Source organism: Myroides gitamensis, from assembly GCF_029894455.1.
GTDB lineage: Bacteria > Bacteroidota > Bacteroidia > Flavobacteriales > Flavobacteriaceae > Flavobacterium > Flavobacterium odoratum.
Genome location: NZ_JARYHN010000001.1, coordinates 1,491,624 through 1,510,909, shown reverse-complemented (window position 1 = coordinate 1,510,909; position 19,286 = coordinate 1,491,624). Strand labels below are relative to the sequence as shown.

Below are 19,286 nucleotides of genomic sequence, written 5' to 3'. Positions count from 1 at the left end.
GCTTGATTTATACCATACGTGAGAAACAAGTGATGCTGGATAGTGATCTTGCAAAAATTTACCAAGTGGAAACCAAAGTTTTCAATCAAGCCGTAAAACGAAATGTAGATCGTTTTCCTGATATTTTTCGTTTTCAATTGACACAAGACGAATTTGACACGATCAACTTGAGGTCACAATTTGTGACCTCAAGTTTGAATTACGGTGGTAGACGTTATTTGCCATTTGTATTTACCGAACAAGGAATTGCTATGTTGAGTGCGGTACTCCGTTCTAATGTGGCAATAAAAGTCAGTATAAAAATCATGAATGCTTTTGTAGAAATGCGTAGAATAGTTTCCTGTCATGCTTCGTTATTTCAGCGTTTGGATCATATAGAAGCCAGACAATTACAAGCCGACCAAAAATTTGAAGAGCTGTTCAAAGCTCTTGAAAGTGGTAAACTATATAGCGAAAAAGGTATTTTCTACAACGGACAAATTTTCGATGCTTATACCTTCGTTGCCGATATTATCCGAAGTGCCAAAAGCTCCATTATCTTGCTTGACAATTACGTAGATGATACGGTACTAACTTTGCTTGGTAAACGCAATGAAAATGCAACCGCAATAATCTATACCAAAAGTGTCAGCAACCAGTTGCGGCAGGATGTACAACGGTACAACACGCAATATTCGCCTATCGAAATAAAGATTTTTTCCGATGCACACGATCGTTTTTTGATTATCGATGATGTGGAACTATACCATATCGGAGCTTCGCTCAAAGATTTGGGTAAAAAATGGTTTGCCTTTTCACGAATGGATATTGAGGTTGGCAGAATGCTTCAAATTTTGAATAAACAATAACCCCTCCAAATTGGAGGGGTTATTGTTAAGCTTTAGAAGCTTCCAAAGACGCTTTTCTAAATTCTTTCAGTAATTTTTCAAGTTCTAAAGAAGTTTTACGAGCTCTTGTTCCTGCAGCTTTATTTCCTTTTTCTACTTGTAATTCTGCATCCGCTTTTAATGTTTCAAAGCTAGCATTGATTTTTTCAATTAGTTCGTTCATTATATTCTAATTATTAAAGTTGTTGGGTAAATATTCAGAATATTTTGACTTTAAATATTCTAAATTTTTATCATTGTTCATAAGGTTTAAATTTAATTTTTCTTTAATAAATTCATACCTAGTTTTTGCTTCATTTAATATGTGCCCCCAAGTCAAAACATAAACATCATATAATTCAGTTGATACTACGTGTCCATATTTCCTATCACTTTGATCTAATTCAGGTTCAATATCAGATTTAATATCTTTTGTTATTAATAAAAATTTCCATTTTGTTTTCTCTTTTGGAAATCTTCTGTCTTGACTAATTCGAGAAGCATATAACTTAATCTGCATCAGTTCTTCCACACCAGCATCAACAGTTGGTTTTTTTAATTCAATAATTAAATTAGTCTTATGACCAGGAGTTCCTTGAGGAAACTGTCTCCATAAACATACATCTGGAATAATTTGTAAATCTGAATTGTCTTGACTTTCTATGATTTCCTCAAAATCAGTTCTCCCTAAATTTTTCAAATACTCTTTCAGAACATTTTTTAAAGTTACATCATCAACTCCATAAGTGAATTCATCTCCAAACAACCAAGTTTCATTAACAAGTATTTTATGCAGATGTTTCCTTTCTAATACATTTTTATTTAATTCTTTATTATAAATGAGTTCTTCGAGTCCGTTAATAAATCTTAATCTGTTTTTAATCTCCGTCATTGTATCAATTACAGAGGAAAGCGACGACTCTTCTAATATTTCTACCAACTCTTCGCGTTTATCCTTTGGCAGTTCAATAACTTCTGCTAATATTTTTTGAAGGGAACTTGAGTCGTTTTCTAAAGCCTCCTTAATCAAGGATAATGTAAGCTTTTTAGTTTTAACATCTTGAGTTTCAAAATCTGGCAAAAACTCATTGACCTGAAGCGCTACAATATCAAAAACCTGTCTTTTACTCTCTTCTACAATGTTTTCTGCTTTTTCTTTATAAGGATAAATACCTTTTTCTTTCAAATCAGATATAAATTCTTTTGAGTAATGATGTAATCTTTTTCTTATGTATGCTCTCGCGAATTTTTTTGATTCTTCAATAGCTAAAGTCATAACATCATCAAGCTCTTGAAGATCAATTTTATTTTCCCTATGTAAACTTTCTATATAAACGGATTGTATAAAAATAGAGATTGGAATATTAGATCTAATTCCTAGATTCATTTCTCTAAATGGAATTCCTTTTGTATTACATAAATAAGTTTTCTTTTTTATATCAAAATTCCATTCAAGAATTTTAAACTTAAATCTATATGTAATCCCTTCTTTCTCTGTTAAAAAATCAGTTTCATCAGAACTTTTTATTAGTGAGGCAAATTCTAAAAGTTTCCCATTAATTGTTATAGAAAAGTTAGAATAGTTTATCCAATAAGATGCGAATTTTTGAGCTAAATCTTTTCTGTTTTTTTCATCAAAAGCTTGACTCGCTACATCAGGGTTAATATTTTGAATCAGCACATTGAATCCAGATTTAGGGCTTTCTTCATCTACAACTTTTAAGCTACTAAATTTCGAGTGAGACAGGTTGTTTCTATCAAAAGTAATTGTAAATTCTTTAAAACTTGTAGCATTTTTATATCTACTTGTAAAGACAACTAAATCCCCTATAGCTAGTGCTTTATATCTACCTTTCCCTTCTTTTCCATGATATTGCCTTCCGCTTGGACTAGTATGTGTATTTTTCTTTTCTGACCCCCCTAATCTACCGAAGACCTCTTTAGCTTTTAAATATTCAATACCTAAGCCATCATCGATGACTTCAATAGATTCAAACCCTCCAATACTATTAACTTTATACTCAATATTTATTTGTGTTGAATCAGCGTCTAAAGAATTCCATATTAACTCAGAAAGAGCAGTTATTCCGTTTGCTCTTGTTAATGATTCTATATGATCTTTTTCTACGCCTAAATCAATTATTGTTTCCATACGTCTGGAGGATTACTGCTTGTTCATTTACACAGGTTTACAAAAAATAAGTATGAGTACAATTGATGTATGTTTGTACCTATTAATTGCAATATTACAAAATATAATGCTCTAAATTATTCCTTTTTGCGCCAAATATTCCCCTTTAAAGCCAAACACCACCACTTTTTCCAAAATGATTAATTCCTGCTCTAAATTTATCCATCAGATAAATATTTTATTGTATGAATACACAGCAAAAAGACTTGTCGTATTTCAGATTACGACTGCAAGAATTATTAAACACAAGCTTTCCAGAAAAAGCCCACGACCAACAATTTATCAACCAGCGTTCTTCGTGGGCTACCAATGCTTACGACGGTGCTTTCTCCGTTCGGGAAATTCAATTGAGCAATGCAATGAAATTGCCAATTACATCCTTTTTGGTGGTTTGCATTTTTCTAAGTTTGATACCATTTTTCAGGTGGTATGTAATGAATTTGACACACTAATGGCTGATGAGGAGCTCCGTCCATTCGCTCTTAAAATGTTTCCTATCTGTGAATCTGTTTTTGACAACTACAAACTAACTGATGATTTCGCTTACAGTTATGAGTTTGACCAGCTTTATACCGAAATAACTGGAATCATCGCCATTTGGATTGAAGAAAATGGCCTTCAATAAACGCCAACATCTCCAACAGAATATTGATGCCCTGCGGATTGCTTTTACATTAGAAAAGGAGAAACGACAAGCTACTGTAGGTGAAAGACTGCTAATGATGCAATACAGCGGATTTGGCGGTCTAAAGTTTGTATTGAACCCTATAACAAATGATATGGATATCAATCATTGGAGAAAAACCGAACAAGAACTTTTCCCACTCACACAAGAACTTCATAAGTTACTTAAAGAAAATTCGGAGGACGAAAAACAATACCGGAGGTATGTAGACAGTATGAAAAGCTCTGTACTCACAGCTTTTTATACGCCACCGCAGGTTATAGATGCTATTTTAGGAACACTTCATCAAAGCGGTATAACTATCGAGCGTTTTCTTGAACCATCCGCAGGTACGGGCTCATTTATACAATCGTTTTCTGAAAATCAAAGCCCGACTATTACAGCTTATGAAAAAGATTTATTGACTGGTAAAGTTTTAAAACAACTTTATCCAAATCATTCGATCCACATAAGTGGTTTTGAGGAAATCCCTGAAAAGGAGCAAAACAGTTATGATATTGTCGCAAGTAACATTCCCTTTGGTGATACCGCCATATTTGACCTCTCCTTTTCACGTAGTAAGAATCCTGCAAAAGTACAGGCTGCACGAAGTATTCATAATTATTTCTTTTTAAAAGGAAATGATCTGTTGCGTGACGGTGGTTTACAAGCTTTCATTACTTCACAAGGGATTTTAAACAGTCCAAAAAATGAAGCTATACGAAGGACTTTGATGGAAAATAACAATTTGGTTTCGGTTGTCCGATTACCCAATAATCTTTTTAGCGAATATGCAGGTACAGAGGTTGGAAGTGATCTGATTATCCTTCAAAAGAATATAGCAAAGCAAGGTCTGACCGAAGTGGAAGAGCTGTTCTTTCAAAGCAAACAGACTAAATATGGAACGCCAAACAATGCATTTTTTCAGAATGGTTCAAGAGTAATCCATACAGATCGTAAAATTGATACCGATCCCTACGGAAAACCTGCAATTATTTACACGCATAAAGAGGGCGTGGACGGTATTGCTAAAGACTTAAAGCAGATGCTTACTGAAGATTTGGGCAAGTATCTTAATTTGAATTTATACAACGCAATCAATAAGCCTAAGGTCGGTATTCCAAGTAAGTCAACTATTACACCGACCGTTGAACCAGTATTCATTCAACAAGAAAGAACTATTGAATCAAAATCCGTAACCCATCGGGAAAATCAACAAACAGCCGAACAACTAAGCATCTTTGATTTGTTTAAAAATGCGAATGAACCTATAATGATGGCAGTTCAGCCAAAGAGAACGGTACAAACCAAAAGACCAACAAAAAAGAAAAATAACCGTTCGTTAAATATCCAAACCAACCTGTTCAGTGGTGGGATGCAACAAGCTTATACACCTCCAAAAAACAATGAAACTACAAATGGCTCCGCACAAATAAATAGTAAAAATGCGGAAACAATCGGTGATTTGTTTTCAGAACTAAACGGAAACAGTCAAGCGAAAATACAACCCATTCCGACTAGTCCAATCCACATTATTCCAGAACCCGCTCCATTTGATGGTAAACTAAGATCATTCCATAGAAATGATTGTCTTGTGGTGGATAAGGGTTGGGTTGGTCATTTGCAAGAGGTTAATATATCAAATAATTCTGCATTTTTTCATCCCTTACAATTACCATCCCTACAAAAAGCTAGAGCCGAAGCCTATATCGAAGTTCGAGATGTTTACCAACAACTTTACACGAAAGAATCCGAACTCCAGTCGGAACAGACAGACGAACGGGAAAACCTGAATCGTCTTTACGATGCCTTTGTCAAAAGGTTCGGAAATTTCAACAACGCCGATAACATCAAATTGATCAAGACGGATACTGCTGGAAAAGAAATGCCTTATTTAGAGCGTGTTGTTGGTGGTGTTGTACACAAAGCAGATATATTCCATCGCCCTGTAAGTTTTTCTACTGTAACCATAGCAACAGACAATCCAGAAGAAGCCTTAGCTGCTTCACTGAACAAGTACGGAAGTGTGAATCTGAAATATATGTCCGAAATCAGTAGTATGAGTGATGACGCTTTGAAAGAAGCTTTACATGGTCGTATTTATTACAATCCTTTACAGAAGGAATATGAAATAGCCGAGCGCTGGATTTCGGGCAACGTCGTAGAGAAAGCCAACGAAATAAGAACTTATCTCGAAAGTGATTCCGAAAATATGGAAGCTAAAAAGAGTTTAGCCATTTTGGAAGAAGTCCGACCAAGACGTATCGAATTTGAAGAGCTTGATTTCAACCTTGGTGAACGATGGATCCCTACAGGAATTTACGCCCGTTTTGCTTCCCATTTATTTAATACGGAAGTACATATTCATTACTCAGAAAGCTCCGATGATTTTTCCGTAAAGTCCCATCAGGGCAATATGAATATTTGGGAGAAATATGCCGTAAAATCCGAAAGCCGAACATTTGACGGAATTGCCTTACTGAAACATGCCTTGGTTAATACAACACCGGATATTACCAAGAAAATTAAAGTAGGTGATAACGAAGTTAAGGTGCGAGATATGGAAGCTATACAGATGGCAAACAGTAAAATTGACGAAATACGAACCGAATTCAGCAATTGGCTGCATGCCCAAAATGATGCTTTTAAAGATTGTTTGACCGATCAATACAACGATACATTTAATTGCTTTGTTCGACCGAACTATGATGGAACACATCAGAATTTTCCGGGATTAGACCGTAAGTCGCTGGGTATTGAAGATTTATATTCCAGCCAAAAAGATACGGTATGGATGATAAAACTAAACAACGGAGCAATCTGCGATCACGAAGTAGGTGCTGGAAAAACACTCGTGATGTGTACCGCAGCTCAGGAAATGAAACGTTTGGCATTAGCACATAAACCAATGATTATCGGTTTGAAAAGCAATGTACATGAAATTGCTGAAGCCTATCGAACGGCTTATCCACATGCGAAAATTCTATTCCCAGGAAAAGAGGATTTTACACCCCAAAAACGTCAACGGATTTTTGGCGACATTAAAAATAACGATTGGGATTGTGTGATACTAACGCACGATCAATTCAAAATGATACCGCAATCTCCCGAAATACAAAGGGAAATCCTTGAATTAGAATTGGACAGCGTAGAGCGTAACCTTGATGCATTGCAATCACAAGGCAAGGAAGTAACTAGAGGAATGCTTGCTGGTGTCATCAAGCGCAAAGAAAACCTTGAAGTGAAACTTAAAACCCTGCAACACGATATTGAACATCGTAAAGACGATGTCGTGGATTTTAAAATGATGGGGATCGATCATCTATTTGTCGATGAAAGTCACGAGTTCAAAAATCTAATGTTCAACACAAGACATTCACGGGTTGCTGGCCTGGGGAATATCGATGGAAGTCAAAAAGCCATGAACCTGCTCTTTGCTATTCGAACGATACAAGACCGTACCAATGCCGATATGGGTGCGACCTTTCTATCGGGAACTACCATCAGCAATTCCTTAACGGAATTGTACTTGTTATTCAAATACCTGCGACCTCGGGCAATGGAAAAACAGGGCATCCATTCCTTTGATGCGTGGGCGGCTATTTATGCCAGAAAAACAACTGATTATGAGTTCTCTGTAGCGAATAATATCGTTGCAAAGGAACGGTTCCGTTATTTTATTAAAGTACCGGAACTGGCTCAATTTTACTCTGAAATCACAGACTATCGAACTGCAAAAGACATCGGCATCGACCGACCGAATAAGAACGAAATACTCTATAATATACCACCAACACCTGACCAAACTGTATTCATCCAAAAGCTAATGGAGTTTGCCAAAACAGGAAATGCAGAATTATTAGGTAGATCTGCGTTGTCACAAAGTGAAGAAAAAGCCAAAATGTTGATTGCAACTGATTATGCCCGGAAGATGTCACTTGACATGCGAATGGTTAGTAGTATATATGATGACCATCCCGACAACAAAGCTTCGCATTGTGCGACAAACATTGCTAAATATTACAATCAATACAATGCGCAAAAAGGAACGCAATTCGTTTTCTCTGACTTAGGAACATACAAGCCGAACGATTGGAATGTGTATTCCGAAATCAAACGAAAATTAGTAGAAGATCATGGCATCCCAGCTCACGAAGTCCGTTTTATGCAAGAAGCAAAAAATGATAAACAACGTAAAGAACTTATCAACGGAATGAACGAAGGAAAAATTCGAATACTATTTGGTTCAACAAATATGTTAGGGACAGGAGTCAATGCACAAAAAAGAGCGGTAGCTGTTCATCATTTAGATACACCTTGGCGACCAAGCGATCTTGCCCAACGGAATGGCAGAGCAGTCCGAAAAGGAAATGAAATAGCCAAGCATTTTGCAAACAATAATGTAGATGTGATTATCTATGCCGTAGAGAAATCGCTAGATAGCTACAAATTTAACCTGCTGTACAACAAACAACTTTTTATCGATCAGTTAAAGACCAACAATCTGGGTAAACGTACTATTGACGAAGGCAGTATGGACGAAAAATCAGGTATGAATTTTTCGGAGTATGTAGCTATCCTTTCCGGTAATACCGATTTATTGGATAAAGCTAAATTAGAAAAACAGATTGCCGGATTAGAAAGTGAAAAACAAGCCTTTAATCGTTCCAAATTCAGTTCAAAATACAAATTGGAAGATTACACATCGGAATTAGAAAAAGCACAGTCTAGATATGACCGTATGAGCCTTGACTGGAATAATCTACAAAGTCGCCTTCAAAAACGATCAGACGGAACGATTGCAAACCCTATTAAATTGGACGGTTTATCTCCCAATGCTGACGTTAAACAAATCGGCGCAAAACTCAACCAACTCGCAGATAAAACCCAAACTGGTGGAGATTATGAAGAAATAGGAAACCTATATGGTTTTCAACTTTTGGTAAAAACTGAAATGATGGAAAAAGAAGGTTTAGATCTTAGCATAAACCGTTTCTTGATACAGGGCGAAGGCAATATCAAATATACCTACAATAACGGTATCATTGCCAAGGATGAGAAATTGGCATCCATGAATTTCCTCAACGCATTGGAAAAACTGCCAAGCTATATTGAACAAGAACAAAAGAAAATAGCCGAAATTCAAAAAGATTTACCAATTCTGAGAGATGTAGTGAATGGAACTTGGTCTAAAGAAGAACGTTTGAGCGAACTCAAAATCGAACTGGCTGCTGTGGAGCGAAAAATACAGTTATCTATTACTCCTGAAATACACGGAAAAGCTGATAATATTGATGAAATTAAGCCCGAACTTTCTGATCCCAGAATAGAGAAAAGTAATCAGATAAAACGAGGGGTATAAAACTACCTTTCGTCTTTTTCATCCATTTTTTTTATTAGCGTTTCACTGAGGCTATCAAGAAACTTCGTGCGATTAATTTTACGTGCTTTTAGTTCCATAAAAGTGTGATAAAAATCGCCTAAGCAAATATTAAAAGTATCCTCAAATGTTCTAGCTATAAGTTTAATATCAGTATTTCCGGAATTGAATACACCTTCTGTATATAGCGCATAGATCAATTCTGTCAAAGCGGTTTTACTAGCTGTCCATGTCAATACAGAAGTATCTGCCTTACCTTTTTGATGAATTATATTTATTTGATCTTCAATATAAACTTGAATCAAATCGTTTGCAATTATTTTTGCAACTTTATAGCTATGTGAGGTTGAGAAAGAGTGGTCAGATTGAAAATAATGGGTATCTAACCATAGTTTGATGTCATGTTGACCTCGTACAAACATTTTTTCATCAAGAAAAGAGTGATTACTGCGGTAATATTTGTAAAAATCGATATTGTTATCGAAAAACTTTTTGAGCTTCTTAAGTTCTTTGTTGAGGTATTTCCTAATAGGCTTTGCTCCGTAGGGTTTCTTTGTTTCGATTTTGTAAATAGCGTTGTAGTAAATGAGTTTTGCTACAATGGCAGGTTTCTGATATCTGAAAAAACGGATTTCTTCATCACTGTTTCTAAAGCCTTTCTTTAAGACGTATGCTTTGGTTTCGGATAAGCATTCAACAATGAGATGTATCACAGCCTCTATCTGAAACAAAGAATAGTCGGTCTCAATCTCTAATGATTGGATTTCCATTTCTAACTTATTCAGCATTTTATTAAAGAATGTATCCATTTAGTAAACTTAAATATTGATTCTGTATGACACTAAAAAACACTATAATATTTTAAGCGTTAACTTAATTTCTTGACTTAAAAAATTACAAAGTGTTTTTAAATAAAGAATATTCACTGAGTGCTAGGATCTGGATTATAGCTGTATTTCCTGATAACACAGCTTTATGCAATGCGCTTGTACCCATGTAGGAGTCGATAGCAAAAACATTTGCTCCTGACGACAACAATAATTCTACCGCTTCTGCATCTCCCAAACCTGCTGCAATCAAACGGTTGATGACAAGCCATTAAGGTTGATATGACAAGTATGATTGTCACAGAAAATTTATTTATTTTATTTTTGCATACTGCAAACTTATATGCTATATTTGATTATTAAAAATGATTTGTCACGATATTAAATATCACAATTTATGATTTATGAACATTAATGATCTGAAATTATTTATGGCGGTTGCTTTTCATGGTAATTTTACCAAAGCTGCAGAAGCGTCTTATACTGTACAATCGAATGTAACAGCAAGAATAAAAAGTCTGGAAGAAGAATTTGATACGAAATTGTTTTTGAGAACTTCTAGAAAGGTTGAACTTACCTCAGCGGGTGAGACACTACTACATTATTCCAAGCAAATTATTAACTTAATTGAAGAGGCAAAAATATCCATCGGAAAAAACGACATAGTTAATGGTCAAATTAAAGTAGGTTTTCTAGAAACTACAATGGCTCATAAAGGACCTAGCATTGTTCGCGAAATGGCTGACAAATTTCCTAGGATTGACCTTCATTTAACTTCTAGTATGCGTGATACGCTAATTGATAGCGTGTTAAACTACAAATTAGACGCAGCATTTATACCTGGGCCGGTATACAACGAAGAGCTGGAACAGATTCATGTTAATGACGAGCGAATTGTCGCCGTAACACCAATCTTTGTTAAAAACCTCGAAGATTTGCTAGAACAACCTCTTATGAAAGCAATTGTGTTCGATCAAGGCTGCTTTTTCAGAGCTCGATTGGAAGCTTGGCTTATCAGTCATAACATTATGAATTATCATAAGACGGTCATCAACTCCATAGAAGGAGTTGTCAATTTCATAGAATCTGGAATTGGTTTTAGCTTTCTACCTGAAGAAATGGTATCAACCTTTTATAGTGGAAGGAAAATTAAAACACATGCTTTACCTAAAGAAATTGGAGCTGTCAAAAACGCCCTAATCTATCGTAAAGAGAGTGTATCCTCTCCTGTGCTCAAAGCGTTTATTAGTCTATTTACATAATGAAATCTTTTAAAATGTATGATATACTGAAGAACCATATCGAAAAAATTATTTCCCTTACAGATTCCGAATTTGAATTTGTAGCTTCTTTGTTCACTCCAAAAGTCTATAAAAAAGGACAGTTCATCTTCCACGAAGGAGAGTATCTTACTAAGAATTTCTTTGTATGTAAAGGCTTAGTAAAACTTGTATATAATGATTTCGATGCGCGCGAACATATTGTTTCTTTTGCTATGGAGGATTGGTGGGAAACTGATTTTGAAGCATTTTATACACAGAAAAAAACAACCATGTCGCTCATATGTCTAGAAGATACGGATGTATTGTTTATTACCTATGATGACTACAAACATCTCTGCAATGCTTTGCCCAAGATAGAACATTTCTTTTTGGAAAAAGTGTACTTTGGATTTATCGCCGCACAAAAACGAATTATTTCCGCCCTTACCTTGAATACTGCGGAGCGTTATCGTCAGCTGATCGAAGGATATCCTAACTTAATCCAACGGGTACCCAAATCTCAATTGGCGGCTTATCTAGGAGTTTCTCGAGAAACATTAAGCAGGATCTCGCTCTAAAACCCAATCCATTAGCTCTTCCCGATAGCTCACAACTCATTCCCTCTATATAGCCTACCATTTTTCTTTATCTCATAAAATATTCCCTCTACCCCTTCTACATGTGACATACATCACTTCATAATTGTGATTTAGGTCAACAGAGAGTGTCAAAATTGAAAACTACCTTTGTACTAAGCATTTAAAAATAAAAAAAGAATTCCTCTGAAAGCTAAAATGAAGCAAAGAAGAAAACATATTTAAATAGCAGTTTCTATAAATTGAATAGGAAAAGTACGGAGTAAAACGATATCTGATTTTAAAAGCATTACTATGTTAAACATATTTATTATTAACGGAGGCCAAATTTTTGGAACTTCAAATGGTCAATTAAACAAAAAACTGGCCGAAATTACAGCTAGTTTCATGAGTAGCAATGGTTTTAATGTTCGTACTTCTGACATCAACTACGAATATGATGAACTTCTAGAACTCGAAAATTTCCTTTGGGCTGATATTACCATTTGGCATGTACCTATTTGGTGGTTTCAACTACCACATAGATTAAAAGAATATATGGATGTGGTTTTTAAAAACGGAGAAGGGAGGCTTTATGAAAACGATGGTCGCACAAGAACCCATCCTCAGTTAAATTACGGTAGAGGTGGGTTACTTCATTCTAAAAAATATTTGATAACAACCAGTTGGAATGCACCGAAAGGAGCATTTACAATTAAAGGTGAAATCATGGACCAAACCTCGGTAGATGATGGTGTTTTATTTGGTTTTCATAGGGCAATGGAATTCTTGGGATTATCGAGGCTTAAAGGATTTCATTTTTATGACGTTCTTAAAAATATGGATAAGGAACGCTTCGAAGAGTATGAGAATCAATATATAGAGCACCTTAATCGAACACTAAAAAAAGAGATTTTATTGGCTAGTAACCCTATTGATAGTAAAAACACTTAGCCAGCGCACTCACCATATTAAGAGTCCTCCTTTACTTCTTTTTGACTTTACATCTCGAGCAATGCACTGTATAGGATATAAAAAAGCTTTTACTGTTGGTTTAACATAATAATTGAAAGAACAACTTAAAATTTACAAACAATGAGATTATTAGATGATTTAAAATGGCGGTATTCCACCAAAAAATTTGGCAGCAAAAAAGTATCAAATGAAGATATAGAAACTATAGTTGAAGCCATCAACCTTTCTGCTTCATCATTGGGAATGCAAACATACAGAATTTTTGTGATCGAAGATCAAGCATTAAAGAAGAGGCTCGGTGAGGGGTCTTTTAATACGCAAATAAGTGAATCTTCTCATCTATTGGTGTTTGCCGCTTTCGGATCCATTAGCCAAGAGACGATTGATGATTACATTAAATTTGTCGCCTATGAAAGAGAACAGCCTGTCAAGGAATTAGCAGAGCTTAAACACACCATTCGTAATATTCTTTTGCCTCGTAGCGATGAAGAAAATTTCACATGGTCAAGTAAGCAAGCTTATATTGGCCTTGGAACTGCTCTAATTGCTGCCGCAAACCTAAAGATAGACGCCACACCTATGGAAGGCTTTGATGCTGATAAATTTGATAACTTATTAGGATTAAAGGATAAAAATTTGAAGAGTGTAGTATTGCTTGCCTTGGGGTATCGTGATCAAGAAAGAGATTTCTTAGCGAACCTTAAAAAGGTAAGAGTCCCAAATCAAGAGTTTGCTATTACTATTAAGTAATCCGTTTCCCATCTAAAAGTAATCTTTCAATAGTGGTTTATCGGGATTCAATGGACATCCATTCAAAACCACACCTCTACACAACAACTTACATAATATATGAAGTGCAAAAAGAAATTACCTATGCACACAATAAACATAAAAAATAATTAAAAATGGAAAAAAGAGAATTTAGTCCTTGGACATAGCAGAATGAACGCAGTTATGTACAAGCAGTTGAAGTAAAAATATTACTAGTACATTATGTGGTTATGGGTAAGCAGCAATTGATACTAATGGGGTATATAGTAAAGAAGATATGCGATCGCAGCTTCAACAAGCAATTCCTAATTTGGAAGAAGTTAGCACTACGGCTGATTACTCATGCGAAGGTATAGTGTGACTAAACATTTATACGACTTCGATTGATGAATTATTGCCACATTTTTCCGTTCTTAAAGAGTGGATAGTCAACATCATGTTCAAACGGTATTAACTGCCATGGAAGTTAATTAAACTTTACCTGATGTTCACAAAAATAGTGTTGACTCTAATTCTTCTGCTAAACTTTTTACTCTTGCCTTTACATTCGATTGTACAGTAAACATTGCATCTGCTTCTTTTGTAAAGCTACCGTGACGAGCTAGTTTCTCGAATAATTTAAAATCACTTTTAATGATGGTAATAATAATAATAAATCATTTTTAATAATCAATTATAGGATATAAATTTGCAGTATGAAAAATAAAACAAATAATTATTTTATGACTATCATACTTGTCATGTCAACATTGATACTAAATTCTAATATTATGGCACAATCTAAAGAAAATCAAAAAAAACAAATGGAAAGCACAGAGCATAAGATTTACTATCGCTCAATAAATGCAGCTGGACATAATATTTTTTATCGTGAGTCTGGACCGCAAAGCGCTCCTGTAATCCTACTTCTCCATGGTTACCCCACATCATCACATATGTTTAGAAATCTTATTCCAATTTTGAATAAAAAGTATCATGTGATAGCTCCTGATCTTCCTGGATTTGGATTTTCAGACTCTCCTAAAAGGGATAATTTCGATTACACCTTTGATAACCTTACTAAAGTGATGCAAGCATTTATTGATACTTTAGAGCTTAAAAGGTTTGCAGTATATGTATTTGATTATGGTGCACCTACTGGATATCGCCTGATGATGGCAAACCCAGAAAAAATAACAGGATTTATATCGCAGAATGGTAACGCTTATGAAGAAGGATTGGGTTCCGCGTGGGACGCAGTAAAAAGATATTGGATTAGCAACTCAAAAGTGGACAGAGATGCCTTAAGAGGTTTTGTTAAGGAAGAAGAGCTAAGATTTCAATATTTTACCGGCGTAGATAATCCCGAATTGATTGCTCCTGAAGCTTATACTTTAGATCAGCATTTTCTTGATCGCCCTGATTCGGATGAAAATCAACTTGATTTGTTATATGATTATCAACATAATGTAGAAATGTATCCTCAATTTCACGAATATTTTAGAAAACATCAACCCAAAGCTCTTATTGTTTGGGGAAATAGAGATCCATATTTTTTACCTGCTGGTGCGGAAGCTTATCGTAATGATATTCCTAATGCAACTATTAAATTTTATAATACCGGTCATTTTGCTTTAGAGACTCATGCAGAGGAAATAGGACTTGATATATTGAATTTCATGAAAACGCTTCCAAAATAATTGTAATTAGAATTTTAGAACGATTGGTTATAGCGATTATCTGTTATTAAATAATCTCCTATTATACATTAATAAACTTTTGGTTTATAAATTAAATTAGTGATATGATAAATAAAAATTTAAATTCAGGAGAAATAATTACTGATGGAGATAAGAGTTCTACTCTCCGTCTTTTATTTCCCCAATGGCAGGGTGGTAACAACGCATCTTACATGTTTGGTTCAGAAATGTTAGCATGGCTGGCTCCAAATACCGATGGACCTGTTGAAAGAGTCAATGTCCAAGAACCGACTACTGATCCGTTAATTGTAGAAGATGGGATTGTAGCTAGACAGGCATTGCTTGACCAAGCAAATGATGCTCGTAGACTGATTGGTAAACATAATCCTGAACGCATCGTAGTACTAGGTGGAGATTGCTTAGTTACATTATCTCCCTTTGCTTACTTAAATGAGAAATATAATGGCGATTTAGCAATATTATGGGTAGACACTCACCCTGATGTGATGAATAAATCAGTTTTCCAACATGGTCACGCTATGGTTATGGGAAATCTATTGGGCGAGGGTGATGAAGATTTTATAGATTTAGTACATCAACCAGTAAAATCGAGTCATGTTATGTTTGCTGGAATACGTGAGACGCTACCGGAACTACCTGAAGTACGTGACATGGAAAAAAAATTTTTCGAACGCTTTCAACTTCGCAGTGTAAGTCCTGAAACATTAGCGCAAAATAGTAAGCCTGTCATCGATTGGTTAAAAGAAATTGGGGTTCGAAACGTAGCTATTCACATTGATCTCGATGTACTTGATCCAAAATTATTTCGCTCACTTTTATTCTCCAATCCTGATCCATCAATACCTAAAATAGTTGGATCGCCTTCTGGTGGAATGACCTTAAAACAAGTTACAGATCTTCTTTCTGAGGTGGCTGAACACGTGGATGTTGTAGGTTTAAGTATTACTGAACATCTTCCTTGGGATGCAATTGCATTAAAAAAAATGCTTTCAGACCTACCGTTAATAGGTATAAATAAATAGCAAACTAAACCTTTCTAAATAATTAATAAACAACTATTCGGAAAGGTTACAATTATTAATAATCAATATTTTAATCACTATGTTTCTTAAATTCACTACACTCACTTGCATTTATTTGCTAATTGGATCTAATAATATTACAAATACACAAGAAAAGAATAGTTTACCAACAACTAATTTGGCATCAATTCAAGAGACGAAAAATTCATCAATTTTCAAATTGATTGAACAAGACTCTTTATTGACAAAAAAAGAACTTAAGCGGATAAAAAAAGACAAAAAAAAAAGCATGTATAAGAATCTGAAGTATAAAATTGGTGATGGCGTAACTGTTACTACAGGCCCAATGAAAGGTATGTATGGAGTATTCATCTATTATGATACTAAGATGAAATACCTCATTAGATTCACTGGTACTCAACAAATATTTTTTAATGAGGAAGATATTCAGCTTTGGGTAGATTATTTAAATAAAAATAAATAATATGATAGATGAGGTATTCAAATATTATCATTTTATACTCATTTGATTGCAATTAACCGAATTATTTAAATTAACAAAAAAGAGAGATGTGATTAAAGAAAATGCTTTCTGATCTTCCATTAATACGTCTTAATAAATAGTAAACTAAACCTTTCTAAATAATTTAGAAACCAACTATTCAGAAAGGTTTATACTCATAAATTAACCTTACAGACACATCTGGATATACTAATTTAGCTGGGAGTTTAAGATAAGAGAAAAACACTTAATTTTAACTTATAACAAGAGAAACAAAAATTTATGATCCAGCGTTTAAAGTAAAAGCTGTAGAATTGAGTAATGAACGCTCGAACATTACTGAACTAGCTAGAGAATTAGGTATCCGTGTTAGTATGTTGTATAAATGGTGTAAAGATTACGATAAATTTGACGCTAGTAGTTTTCCTAGTAATGGAATTTTTAAAACAATCAGCAGAACAAAAATAATTAATTAATATTGTGAAATATTTTTTTTCCAAAAAGCAGCTTTAATTTTCTCAGCTTTAAATAAGTAATTTTCATTTTTCAATTTGTTGGATTAGATGTTGTAAATTTGAATCATTTCGGATACGGTTCATTTCGACTTCCACTATCTGAATAACATCTTGTTTTATCTGTTTGTAATTAGCTTCGACTTCTTGCTTCATATTATCAACACCGATTTCATCAACAAAAGATAATACCTGTGGTATCTTTTGGTAGGCTTTGGTTTCGGCAGCCACCTTTTCGTTATCGACCACAATTTCAGCGTGAAATATTTTTTGTTCGATGCGTTCATCAAAATTATCGGAGATCGCTCCAACAAACATACCCTGTGTAAGTGTAGAGATTTTGGAAGCTGGTATCAGGCTGTCCAATTGAGTAGAGATTGACGTAGATTTATCATTTCGGTTGATTGTCATGCTCTGTCTTTTTTGTAAGACTTTTCCAAAGCGTTCCGAAAGGTTTTTGGCGGTTTCACCCACGACCTGGCCAGAGAAAATATTTCCAACAGTATTCTGAATTACTTTAGCTTCCTTATCTCCATAATCACGTATTAATTGAGAGTAATCCTGAAAACCCAAACAAACCGCAACTTTATTACTACGTGCTGTTGCTATTAAGTTATCCAGACCACGAAAGTATATGGTAGGCAACTCGTCTATAATTACCGAACTCTTAAGCTGTCCTTTCTTATTAATAAGCTTTACAATTCTTGAATTGTACAAGCCTAACGCTGCCGAGTAAATATTTTGGCGGTCGGGATTGTTACCCACACAAAGTATCTTTGGTTCTTGAGGATTATTGATGTCTAATGTAAAATCATCTCCCGTCATCACCCAGTACAATTGCGGGCTAATCATTCTTGATAGTGGGATTTTTGCAGATGCAATTTGCCCTTGCAATTGATCCTGAGCCCCACTTTGCCATGCATCCATAAAAGGCGATAAATAGTTTTCTAAATCGGGATAGGTAGTCAGAATGGTAAATATATCTGCGTATTTCTTGTTTAGCAATTCGATCGCATGTGGAAATGTGCAATACTTGCCGTTTTCATAAATTTTAAGGTACCAGATGATTGCAGCAAGTAAGATAATTGGAGATTCTACAAAGAAATCTCCTTGTTTCTGAATCCAACTGCGATTCAAGTTTAGCATAATGGTGTAAGCCGCTTCGTAAGCATCAGATATATCCGTCATAAAATCAGGATTGAGCGGATTGCAACGATGACTCTTCCGTGGATCGTCAAAGTTTATCACGTAAAATTTAGGTGGAATTTTATACTTATCCGAATGCTTCAATAAGTGATTGTAAGCGATAGTAGAAAGGTCGTCAAACTTGAAATCGTAGATATACATACTGAATCCCTTTTCGATATGCTGCTTGATATAATTATTTACAACAGCATAAGACTTTCCAGAGCCCGGTGTTCCCAATACGATGGTTGCCCGAAATGGATTAACAACATTGATCCACCCCTCATTCCATTTGTCTTTATAATAAAACTTCGTGGGTAGATTGACAGAATACTCGTTTTGCATCAGTTTAGTTTCCTGTTGGAAGCTCTCGTTTTCATTATTGAAAACATCGTTCATTAGATTAGTACGAAGTAATCGGCTCATCCATACACCTGCCATTAGTAAAGCGATATAACCTAACGAGATTGTAAGGATATATAGAAAAGTGCCCACCGTAGGAGATAGTTTTAATAATGCTGTATTCAGAAAGAATAGTACAAAGCCAATTCCTAAAGCTACATAAATCTTAGCCCATGTTATCTTTTCATTCTTTACGCCATTTGTACCCAAACAGCTTAATGCCAGCAATACTAAAGCAAATACTTTGGTATAAAGTGTATGAGCAAAAAGACCAGCTGTCCTATCAAAGTTTCCTAATATTTTATTGATGATTTCTAATGTCCAGCCGCGTTCTAAAAAGAAACCGTAACAGAACCAATAAAGATGCATCAGTACCAACAGAATACTAACTGCACGCATAAAAGCCATTATCTTGGCTAAACCTCTTAAATCGTCTTCTCCCTGCATTGTTT

General features: G+C 35.0%; 16 protein-coding genes and 1 pseudogene. 11 read left to right on the top strand and 6 right to left on the bottom strand.

Going from position 1 to position 19,286, the window contains the following annotated elements:
- Positions 1 to 2: 2 nt before the first annotated feature.
- Positions 3 to 848 carry an ORF6N domain-containing protein gene (locus M2306_RS06570; RefSeq protein ID WP_445482717.1) on the top strand — a complete coding sequence of 282 codons (846 nt, stop codon included), beginning with the start codon at positions 3 to 5 and terminating at the stop codon, positions 846 to 848.
- 25 nt (positions 849 to 873) lie between these two features.
- Here M2306_RS06570 and M2306_RS06565 read toward each other — a convergent pair whose 3' ends face one another.
- Positions 874 to 1,050 (bottom strand): BF3379 family histone-like protein, encoded by a 177-nt coding sequence (locus tag M2306_RS06565; RefSeq protein WP_259190130.1) that lies wholly within the window; start codon positions 1,048 to 1,050, stop codon positions 874 to 876.
- Between the two features lie 6 nt (positions 1,051 to 1,056).
- Positions 1,057 to 3,018 carry an ATP-binding protein gene (locus tag M2306_RS06560; protein ID WP_259190132.1) on the bottom strand — a complete coding sequence of 654 codons (1,962 nt, stop codon included), beginning with the start codon at positions 3,016 to 3,018 and terminating at the stop codon, positions 1,057 to 1,059.
- Between the two features lie 224 nt (positions 3,019 to 3,242).
- Between M2306_RS06560 and M2306_RS06555 the strand changes: the two are divergent.
- Both M2306_RS06555 and M2306_RS06550 read left to right on the top strand, forming a co-directional pair.
- Positions 3,243 to 3,682: pseudogene (locus M2306_RS06555) on the top strand (DUF1896 domain-containing protein).
- Positions 3,669 to 9,083 (top strand): helicase-like domain-containing protein, encoded by a 5,415-nt coding sequence (locus M2306_RS06550; RefSeq protein ID WP_259190135.1) that lies wholly within the window; start codon positions 3,669 to 3,671, stop codon positions 9,081 to 9,083. Before M2306_RS06555 ends, M2306_RS06550 begins: the two are co-directional and overlap by 14 nt.
- A gap of 2 nt (positions 9,084 to 9,085) precedes the next feature.
- Here M2306_RS06550 and M2306_RS06545 read toward each other — a convergent pair whose 3' ends face one another.
- Positions 9,086 to 9,910 (bottom strand): RteC domain-containing protein, encoded by an 825-nt coding sequence (locus M2306_RS06545; RefSeq protein WP_259190136.1) that lies wholly within the window; start codon positions 9,908 to 9,910, stop codon positions 9,086 to 9,088.
- Positions 9,911 to 9,995: 85 nt separating this feature from the next.
- Entirely contained in the window at positions 9,996 to 10,181 is a 186-nt protein-coding gene (locus M2306_RS06540; RefSeq protein ID WP_374759771.1) for an ankyrin repeat domain-containing protein, read from the bottom strand.
- 151 nt (positions 10,182 to 10,332) lie between these two features.
- On the opposite strand from M2306_RS06540, the gene M2306_RS06535 reads away from it, so the two are divergent.
- The 4 genes from M2306_RS06535 to M2306_RS06520 all read left to right on the top strand — a co-directional run bounded on the left by M2306_RS06535 (position 10,333) and on the right by M2306_RS06520 (position 13,490).
- Entirely contained in the window at positions 10,333 to 11,190 is an 858-nt protein-coding gene (locus M2306_RS06535; RefSeq protein WP_259190138.1) for a LysR family transcriptional regulator, read from the top strand.
- A gap of 14 nt (positions 11,191 to 11,204) precedes the next feature.
- Positions 11,205 to 11,768, top strand: coding sequence for a Crp/Fnr family transcriptional regulator (locus tag M2306_RS06530; RefSeq protein ID WP_259190139.1), 564 nt, complete (start codon positions 11,205 to 11,207; stop codon positions 11,766 to 11,768).
- 312 nt (positions 11,769 to 12,080) lie between these two features.
- The gene (locus M2306_RS06525) at positions 12,081 to 12,719 is read left to right on the top strand and encodes an NAD(P)H-dependent oxidoreductase (protein ID WP_259190141.1); all 639 of its coding nucleotides are present in this window, start codon (positions 12,081 to 12,083) and stop codon (positions 12,717 to 12,719) included.
- A 141-nt stretch (positions 12,720 to 12,860) separates the two neighbouring features.
- Positions 12,861 to 13,490 (top strand): NAD(P)H-dependent oxidoreductase, encoded by a 630-nt coding sequence (locus tag M2306_RS06520; protein ID WP_259190143.1) that lies wholly within the window; start codon positions 12,861 to 12,863, stop codon positions 13,488 to 13,490.
- Between the two features lie 509 nt (positions 13,491 to 13,999).
- Here M2306_RS06520 and M2306_RS06515 read toward each other — a convergent pair.
- A complete protein-coding gene (locus M2306_RS06515; RefSeq protein ID WP_259190239.1) occupies positions 14,000 to 14,146 on the bottom strand; it encodes a helix-turn-helix domain-containing protein in 147 nt (48 codons plus the stop codon).
- A gap of 60 nt (positions 14,147 to 14,206) precedes the next feature.
- Here M2306_RS06515 and M2306_RS06510 point away from each other — a divergent pair, with 60 nt between their 5' ends.
- The 4 genes from M2306_RS06510 to M2306_RS06495 all read left to right on the top strand — a co-directional run bounded on the left by M2306_RS06510 (position 14,207) and on the right by M2306_RS06495 (position 17,211).
- Positions 14,207 to 15,190, top strand: coding sequence for an alpha/beta fold hydrolase (locus M2306_RS06510; RefSeq protein ID WP_259190145.1), 984 nt, complete (start codon positions 14,207 to 14,209; stop codon positions 15,188 to 15,190).
- Between the two features lie 104 nt (positions 15,191 to 15,294).
- Positions 15,295 to 16,233, top strand: a complete 939-nt coding sequence (locus tag M2306_RS06505; RefSeq protein ID WP_259190147.1) for an arginase family protein — start codon at positions 15,295 to 15,297, stop codon at positions 16,231 to 16,233.
- Positions 16,234 to 16,411: 178 nt separating this feature from the next.
- Positions 16,412 to 16,717, top strand: coding sequence for a hypothetical protein (locus tag M2306_RS06500; protein WP_259190148.1), 306 nt, complete (start codon positions 16,412 to 16,414; stop codon positions 16,715 to 16,717).
- Positions 16,718 to 16,995: 278 nt separating this feature from the next.
- Complete coding sequence (locus tag M2306_RS06495; protein WP_498882915.1) at positions 16,996 to 17,211, top strand: transposase; 216 nt, start codon at positions 16,996 to 16,998, stop codon at positions 17,209 to 17,211.
- A 63-nt stretch (positions 17,212 to 17,274) separates the two neighbouring features.
- Here the strand turns inward: M2306_RS06495 and mobC are convergent, their stop codons facing one another.
- The gene (gene mobC, locus M2306_RS06490) at positions 17,275 to 19,281 is read right to left on the bottom strand and encodes a conjugal transfer protein MobC (protein ID WP_259190150.1); all 2,007 of its coding nucleotides are present in this window, start codon (positions 19,279 to 19,281) and stop codon (positions 17,275 to 17,277) included.
- Between the last annotated feature and the right edge of the window lie 5 nt (positions 19,282 to 19,286).